Source organism: Fusobacterium sp. SYSU M8D902 (assembly GCF_040199715.1).
Taxonomy (GTDB): Bacteria; Fusobacteriota; Fusobacteriia; order Fusobacteriales; family Fusobacteriaceae; genus Fusobacterium_A.
This window is the reverse complement of record NZ_JBEFNA010000047.1, coordinates 1-6784: the sequence shown is the minus strand read 5'-3', so window position 1 is coordinate 6784 and position 6784 is coordinate 1. Positions and strand designations below refer to the sequence as shown.

Sequence of the window (6784 nt, the reverse complement as noted above, 5' to 3'; positions counted from 1 at the left end):
AGGAAAAATAATCTTCGACAAATTATTATACTACAAAGGATTAGGAGTGGTTCAGATAAATTAAAGTTAACAGAAACAAATATTTCCCAAGGAGATGATATCTATGATTATTAAAGAACAAATTAAAAAATTTCTTGAATCTCATTTTTTTGACTTAATTCTTTTTATTTCAAGCTTATCATCATTAATTTACATTTTTATTAAAACTTTATATATCCAAATTACCTCTAGATTTTTTATTCTTTCTACATATTATTTTGAACATCTAAGTCTAAATTACTTTTTAACAGCCACTATAATTTTTACAGTATTTTTAGCTGCTCTTAATTTCTATAATATAGTAAAAAATAAACATTTCAAATTTTTTTATTTTTTCATTTCTATTTATTATATTTTAGGGTTTGGAATTTTACTGGTAAACAAAATATTTCCTTTTCATTCCTGTATCTATATAGCTATTCTAATTACTTTAGTTTCTTTATATTTAAAAAAATTTTGTCCTCTCCATATTCTTTTTTCATTAGAACTATTTATATTATTTCTTACAATAAATTTTTATTCAATAAAATTTAAAAAAGAATATGAAATTGCTACAATGGCAAATTATCAAAAAGTTGTCATTATCACCTTACAAGGAAATGATTATCTAGTAACTCCATTTCAAGAAAAAGACAATGTTTTATATATTAATATAAACAAACGAAAATGGATAAATAGATTAGAACCAATTAATATAGAAACTCAAATGTTTAAAAATATTGAAATTATCAAAAAATAATCTTTCTTTATTGAATTTATTACTAGGAATATATTTGGAGGTCTTTTATGAAAAAAATATTTAGCGTAGTTATGCTTATATTTATTACATTACTGACAAGTGGTTTTACTAAAATGCACAATGATGAAGTTTTAGAAGTAATACAACGGCAAGTACCTAATGATAAGTTTTATTTTATCAGAGGATTGGAGAGAGAATATGGTTTTAATACCAATGTTCGTTACAGGGGAATAATTTATAGTGATAAATTAAAAGAAGCTAAGGCTTTTATGGGAATACAAGTGGCTTTAGAGGATTTAGACAGCTTATATATGTGGGAAGATGACTTTAAAGACCAATATGAAAATGCTCTTGCTTCTCCAAGACTGACTAAGATAATAAGAGAAAATGCTAAAAAAATGTTGGGAGAAGATATAATTGTATATATAGACTTATCAGAAGCTATGTTTTTGAAAGAGGGCGTTGAGTTTGTAGAGCAAAATATAGGAAATTTTATACCTGATGAAAAAGTTGGACTTCGTGTATCTATAGATGTTTTTGTTGATGATATTACAAAAGTAAATATTGATGAGTATAAGAAAAAAGTTTTTCATCTTCAAAGAGATTTATACAAAGAATATAATATAAATTCTGATATTAATATGGATTTACAAGATAGAAAGTATTTAAATTATGATGTTATAAAAAATCATATATTTTATGTTTTTAAAGATGAACCGCAAGTAAAAAAATATTTGAAAAAATATAAAGAAGAAAAAACATTACTGCCAAAAGAAATGGGATATTTAATGGACTATTTTACAAGATATTTTGATAGTACAAATATACCAAATATTTTGTTTCAAGTTGGTGATGATGAGAAAAATTATAAAGAAGTTAATGTAGTTTTATCTAAGGAGATGAAAAATAATGATTAAAGATGTAGAATATGCTTTTTTTGCTCAATTATCATACTTAAATTGGAATAATTTAGACTTAGATATAATAAAAAAATATAAAGAATATAAAGATAAAGAATTTGTAAACTTTTTAAAATTAAAAGAGCTTGTATGGAATAAAATAAAGCGAGATGATATAGAACCTGAAGTAATTAATGATATTTTAATGTATGATGAAAGAGATAAACGCCTTTTGGGAGTTTTTGGAATAGAAAAAGATAAAGATACAAAAGTAGAGTTAAAACCATATTATGATTTTAACGGTTGGCAGTTTATTTACAGTGCAGATAAAACAAAGTTATTTGCTGATTATGGATATGGTAAAAATGTTTCTGATAATGGTTTTTATGCCTGTGCCTTTCAAAAAGAAAATAATGTTGTAATAGCTTACAGAGGAACAGACTTCAGCTTTAAACCTGAAGATATTAAGGGAACAATTAAAGATATGATACAAGATATTGAGTTGGGATTTATGAAAGAAAATGGATCACAACTAATCTGTGCCTATATGTTTTTAGAATATATAAAGAAAATGTGTAAAAAAGAGGAAGAAAAAGAAGAAAAAATAAATATTCATATAACAGGGCATAGTTTAGGAGGGTGTTTGGCTCAATATGTCTATGTTGTCACAGGAAAGATATACCCTACAGTAACTTTTAATGCTTTAGGGCTTGGAAAAAGTAAAGATAAGATTAAAGAAGATTATTTATTTGGAGATGATATACAGGATTGTATAGCTGAAAACTCGGCTATAAATAAGAATTTAATAAAATTATTAGCTGTATGTCTTTGTATGAAAAATCCACATTTACTGCTTGGAGCTTCTTTATTAGTTGTTGCTAATAATTATTTACAGTCTTGTGAAGCAGAAGAAATTGAAGAAAATTTTATAAATGAGAATAATGAAGTTGCATTAAATGGCAGTGATGAAGAAGTTATAAAAGAAATTCAAGAGATATTAGAAGATGATGACCTAATAGCTTCAGCTCAAGTATATTGGTTATTAAAAGGAACTCAAGGAATGCAAAGAGTAAATAAAGCTGAAAATATAAAAGCTGAATCAGAAATAATAAATTATTATAATCATTTAGACTGGACTTCCTTAATAGCTCCAAGATATGGAAAATGTATAGATGTTTTAACAGGAAGTATTATTTTAAATGATATAGTTCCTGACACAAAAGAATTTTTATTAAATCAAGATTTTAATATTACTTATCACGGAGTAAATGATTTTTTACTTTATATGGATGAAACTGGAAAAATAAGAGCTGGAGTATTTAATATAACTTTTACTAAAAATGCGATGAAAACAATGTTTTTAAAAATCTCTAAAGATGATGAGGCTAGACAAGAGAAATGGAAAAAACTTTATTTTTTAGAAGTCGGCACAAAAGATAAAACAAAGCAACAAAACCCTTTTAGATACTTTCATCAGATTTGTACTAAAACGCCACAATTTGGACAAAAGGTATCAGAAGTAGAATTATCAAAAATTAAATATAAAATTCCTGCTAATGTAAGTTTATCTCGTGTTTTGTCAGAATATGTAGATTACAGATTAATTCCTGATGAGGAAAAGGAAAAAGCAAACGGAGAAATTGGACGATTTATAATAGGACAGTTATGCAATGTAAAAGAACTTGCAGGAATAAAAGGTGGAAAAACAGCAATAGTGGATAAATTAGGAGAAGATTCTGGAACAACGTTAGAAAAAGCATTGGAAGAAAAAGATAATACAAATACTACAAATAATAGACTTAATAAAGGATATAAAAATCTTAAATATGCCGTTAATTATCATGGATATGAGAAATGTTAAAGAATAAAGTAAGATTTATTATATTCAAATTTGAATCATTTGAATTATAAATTTTTAAAGGAATGATTAAGAAAGAAGATAGTTTGCTTGATAAAAACCACAAGCATTTTACAGAAAGAGAATTAAAGTATTTAAACTATAATTTCTCTACTGAAATCATTAAAGCTGAAGAAGTCATAGAAACAACTTTAAAAGTTACAAAAATAGATGAAATCGATATTACTGAAGCTATGGTTGAAGATATTAAATAGCCTAAAGAAAAAATTGAAGCCCTTAAGTTCCTGAAAAAAAATAAGCTACTTCAATCCCTGTTAATCCATCAAATAACTATTTTTAAAACTAAGAAATATTAAATTTTTTAATAAATTAAAAAATACTAATTTAATTATTTTTTATATAAATTGACATTTTTTTATTAATATTATATTATATATTTGTTAAACTTTAACAATAAATTGGAGGATATTTTTATGAGTTATGATTTAATACTAAAAAATTTTGTAAATACTTATCCATTTTTATCTTCAGAAAAAATTATAGCTTTTGAGTTAAAACAAAAAGAAAACGGAGAAAAAATAGGAATTATTTCTTTAGAAGATGGTAAAACTATTATAAAAAATATTACTCCTGATGGAATGACTATAACTACTTTTTTAGAAATTCCAAATTTTAATAATAATTTAGAATTAAGAAATAAATTTATATATGATTTATATAAAATACACAAATTTAAACAAGTTGATATTGCTAAATTCATGTTGATGTCACAATCACAAATTTCTAATATAATTTCTAGTTTTAATAAAAAATAATTGTTTTCAGAGGTGAAATATGGAAATAAAAGAAAAGAAAATTTATTTTGCAAAAAATGAATTTTATAGTTTAATTAGAGCAACTGGTGGTACTTGGAATGATCAAAAAGTAAGACCCTTAGTTTGTCTTTTAAAACTTGATAATACAAATATTTTTTGGGCTATTCCTATGGGAAATTATAATCATAGAGATGAATTAGCTAAAAAAAGAATAAATTCTTATCTAGAAAAAGAAAAAAGAGATATTAGAAGTTGTTTTTATCATATTGGAAAAACTAATGAGGATTCTATTTTTTTCATAAGTGATGTAATTCCTATAACTTCTAATTATATAGCAAGAGAATATCTTGTAGGTAATGCTACAGGCTATGAAATAAAAAATCCTAATCTTATTAAAGAATTAGAAAGAAAGCTAAAAAGAATCCTGATGTATGAAGATAAAAATCCTAATTATTTTAGACAACATATAACAGATTTAAAAAACTTACTTTTAAATCAAAAAAATTAGAAAATAAGTAAAAATAAAAAAAGACTATAAAAAGTCTTTTTTTTCAATGATTCTCACTCATTGAGAAGCGTATTTGTATCAATTCAATGATTCTCACTCATTGAGAAGCGTATTTGTATCAATTCAATGATTCTCACTCATTGAGAAGCGTATTTGTTACTTAAAGTATAATATAAAACGTACCAAAAAGCAAGTTTATTTTCTTATCTCCAAAAATAATATAATTTTATTTTTTAACATTTTCTTCTCCTCTTTTTCTTTTTTTAGCTTCATCATCATTTGTTCTTGTTACATCTATTGAATTAAGTGTGTCTCCTATAAATCTTCCTTTTTCAAAATTTCTTTCAGCTCCCTCTATTATAGCTCCTGTTTAAGTATTCCTAAATTTTACAAATTTAATTTTTATATAACTTTGAGATTTAGCAAACTTTGAAATTTTTTTATAGTTATTAATTTTAGTTAAAGATAGTATAGATATAACTCCTGTTACTGCTCCATATAAAAATATAATAGTATCATATGAACTTTTCAAAATTTCTTCCCCTCGTTTTCCTCCTAAATACTATTTTTTATTATTTTTCTTTTCTTCAGCTATTTTCTTTTGTATCCAATCATAATCCCCTAAAAATAGTTCTTGGTTTTCTTTATTATACCAAAACTTCTTATCTAGCAGGTGCATATTATAGACCGAATTTATCCTGTCAGATAAAACCTTATTTTCTTCTGCCATTTTTCTAACATTAACCATATAAAAATAAGACACCATTATAAATGCTGCAACAAATATAACAAGTGGAAAATATAGTCCCCATAACTTCCAATTCTCAAAAGCTCCATCTGTAATTCTATTGACAGTATTCTTTATAGTTTTATGTACTTCTTCTAAATCAAGGTCTTCATAATCTTCTTTGATAGCCTTTATCTCCTTTCTGATTTTTAATAAATCAGGGCTAATATTTTCAACCTCAGAGAAAGTTTCTTCTATCTTTTCTAATCTTTCAGAAGTCAGCTTTAACTTATTCAAAATTTTATCAATTTCTTCAACTCCATCTTTTACTTTGTTTGCTCCATCAAAAAGATTTGCCATACAGTTCCTCCTTATAGTTCCATTCCACCTCTATCACGGCTTTTAGTTTTTAATCTTTTTTCCCATAAATTTTCTTTTTCTTTTTTCTTTTGGAACTCTAACTCTTTTTTCTTTTCTAGTTCCTTAAAATGTTCCCTCAATTTTTCTGTATTAAATGCAGGGTGGTGTATATGATTTTCTAAGCTGTCCAATCTAAATTTTGGCTTCTTGCTTACTCTATGGTTTTCATCAACAGTTAAAGTTATATATTTTTTATATTTTATAGAGCCATCTTCTTTGGTAGTTTCTCCCCAATCAATATCAACTCCTTTTTCCTTTAAAAGTCTAGTAAAATCTTCCTTACTTTCTGCTTCTTGTCCTGCCTGAATTACTGCTAAAGATACTGTTACTATATCACTCTGTGTTTCTCCATTTATAGCTCTTTCTATAACTTCCCTTGTATCTCTTGATTTTGATACTATTTCTCCGACCTTTAATTCCTTTTCTTTTGGCTGTACAATTTCTAGTCCATATTCTTGGGCTAATTCATCTGCTCTATCTCTCCATCTATCAAACTCTTTTTCCTCATAATAAAACTTCTCTCCATTCTCAAAATTTACTGAATTTACTACGATATGATTATGGATATGTTTTCTGTCTGTATGTTGAGCTATAAAAACTTGATTTTCAGGGAAAATTTCTTCACATAATTTTACTGTCATTTCTAAGGCTCTTTCTTTATCAATTTCCCCCGGCTTAAAACTATGGGTAAAATGCTTATATTGTCTGTCCTCTAATTTATTATAAAATTCCTTAATATCTTGGAAGTCTTTAAAGGCTTCTTTATAATCATTTGAACA

9 protein-coding genes are annotated in these 6784 nt (G+C 25.3%); 6 read left to right on the top strand and 3 right to left on the bottom strand.

The annotated features are described in order from the left end of the window. The first annotated feature begins 103 nt into the window (after nucleotides 1-103). The 6 genes from ABNK64_RS10790 to ABNK64_RS10765 all read left to right on the top strand — a co-directional run bounded on the left by ABNK64_RS10790 (nucleotide 104) and on the right by ABNK64_RS10765 (nucleotide 4858). Nucleotides 104-778: a hypothetical protein gene (locus ABNK64_RS10790; protein ID WP_294725811.1), complete on the top strand. Its 675-nt coding sequence runs from the start codon at nucleotides 104-106 to the stop codon at nucleotides 776-778. 47 nt (nucleotides 779-825) lie between these two features. Beyond that, the gene (locus ABNK64_RS10785; RefSeq protein WP_349764370.1) at nucleotides 826-1695 is read left to right on the top strand and encodes a hypothetical protein; all 870 of its coding nucleotides are present in this window, start codon (nucleotides 826-828) and stop codon (nucleotides 1693-1695) included. After that, entirely contained in the window at nucleotides 1688-3538 is a 1851-nt protein-coding gene (locus ABNK64_RS10780) for a Tle-like phospholipase domain-containing protein (RefSeq protein WP_349764369.1), read from the top strand. The genes ABNK64_RS10785 and ABNK64_RS10780 overlap by 8 nt, the downstream gene beginning before the upstream one ends. Nucleotides 3539-3600: 62 nt before the next feature. After that, the gene (locus ABNK64_RS10775) at nucleotides 3601-3789 is read left to right on the top strand and encodes a hypothetical protein (protein WP_294725816.1); all 189 of its coding nucleotides are present in this window, start codon (nucleotides 3601-3603) and stop codon (nucleotides 3787-3789) included. A gap of 219 nt (nucleotides 3790-4008) precedes the next feature. Beyond that, nucleotides 4009-4350, top strand: a complete 342-nt coding sequence (locus tag ABNK64_RS10770) for a hypothetical protein (RefSeq protein ID WP_294725819.1) — start codon at nucleotides 4009-4011, stop codon at nucleotides 4348-4350. A 19-nt stretch (nucleotides 4351-4369) separates the two neighbouring features. Then, nucleotides 4370-4858, top strand: coding sequence for a hypothetical protein (locus ABNK64_RS10765; protein ID WP_294725821.1), 489 nt, complete (start codon nucleotides 4370-4372; stop codon nucleotides 4856-4858). A gap of 370 nt (nucleotides 4859-5228) precedes the next feature. Here ABNK64_RS10765 and ABNK64_RS10760 read toward each other — a convergent pair whose 3' ends face one another. The 3 genes from ABNK64_RS10760 to ABNK64_RS10750 form a co-directional block, all read right to left on the bottom strand. Continuing rightward, a complete protein-coding gene (locus ABNK64_RS10760; RefSeq protein WP_294725723.1) occupies nucleotides 5229-5390 on the bottom strand; it encodes a hypothetical protein in 162 nt (53 codons plus the stop codon). A 30-nt stretch (nucleotides 5391-5420) separates the two neighbouring features. After that, a complete protein-coding gene (locus ABNK64_RS10755) occupies nucleotides 5421-5945 on the bottom strand; it encodes an ABC transporter permease family protein (protein WP_349764368.1) in 525 nt (174 codons plus the stop codon). 11 nt (nucleotides 5946-5956) lie between these two features. Continuing rightward, nucleotides 5957-6784 (bottom strand): relaxase/mobilization nuclease domain-containing protein (locus ABNK64_RS10750; RefSeq protein ID WP_349764367.1); only part of this gene is annotated, 828 nt, incomplete at its 5' end.

Coding starts and splice junctions, on each gene's coding strand:
- ABNK64_RS10775 (WP_294725816.1), top strand. CDS start 3,601: ATGATTAAGAAAGAAGATAGTTTGCTTGATAAAAACCACAAGCATTTT.
- ABNK64_RS10765 (WP_294725821.1), top strand. CDS start 4,370: ATGGAAATAAAAGAAAAGAAAATTTATTTTGCAAAAAATGAATTTTAT.
- ABNK64_RS10770 (WP_294725819.1), top strand. CDS start 4,009: ATGAGTTATGATTTAATACTAAAAAATTTTGTAAATACTTATCCATTT.
- ABNK64_RS10780 (WP_349764369.1), top strand. CDS start 1,688: ATGATTAAAGATGTAGAATATGCTTTTTTTGCTCAATTATCATACTTA.
- ABNK64_RS10785 (WP_349764370.1), top strand. CDS start 826: ATGAAAAAAATATTTAGCGTAGTTATGCTTATATTTATTACATTACTG.
- ABNK64_RS10755 (WP_349764368.1), bottom strand. CDS start 5,945: ATGGCAAATCTTTTTGATGGAGCAAACAAAGTAAAAGATGGAGTTGAA.
- ABNK64_RS10790 (WP_294725811.1), top strand. CDS start 104: ATGATTATTAAAGAACAAATTAAAAAATTTCTTGAATCTCATTTTTTT.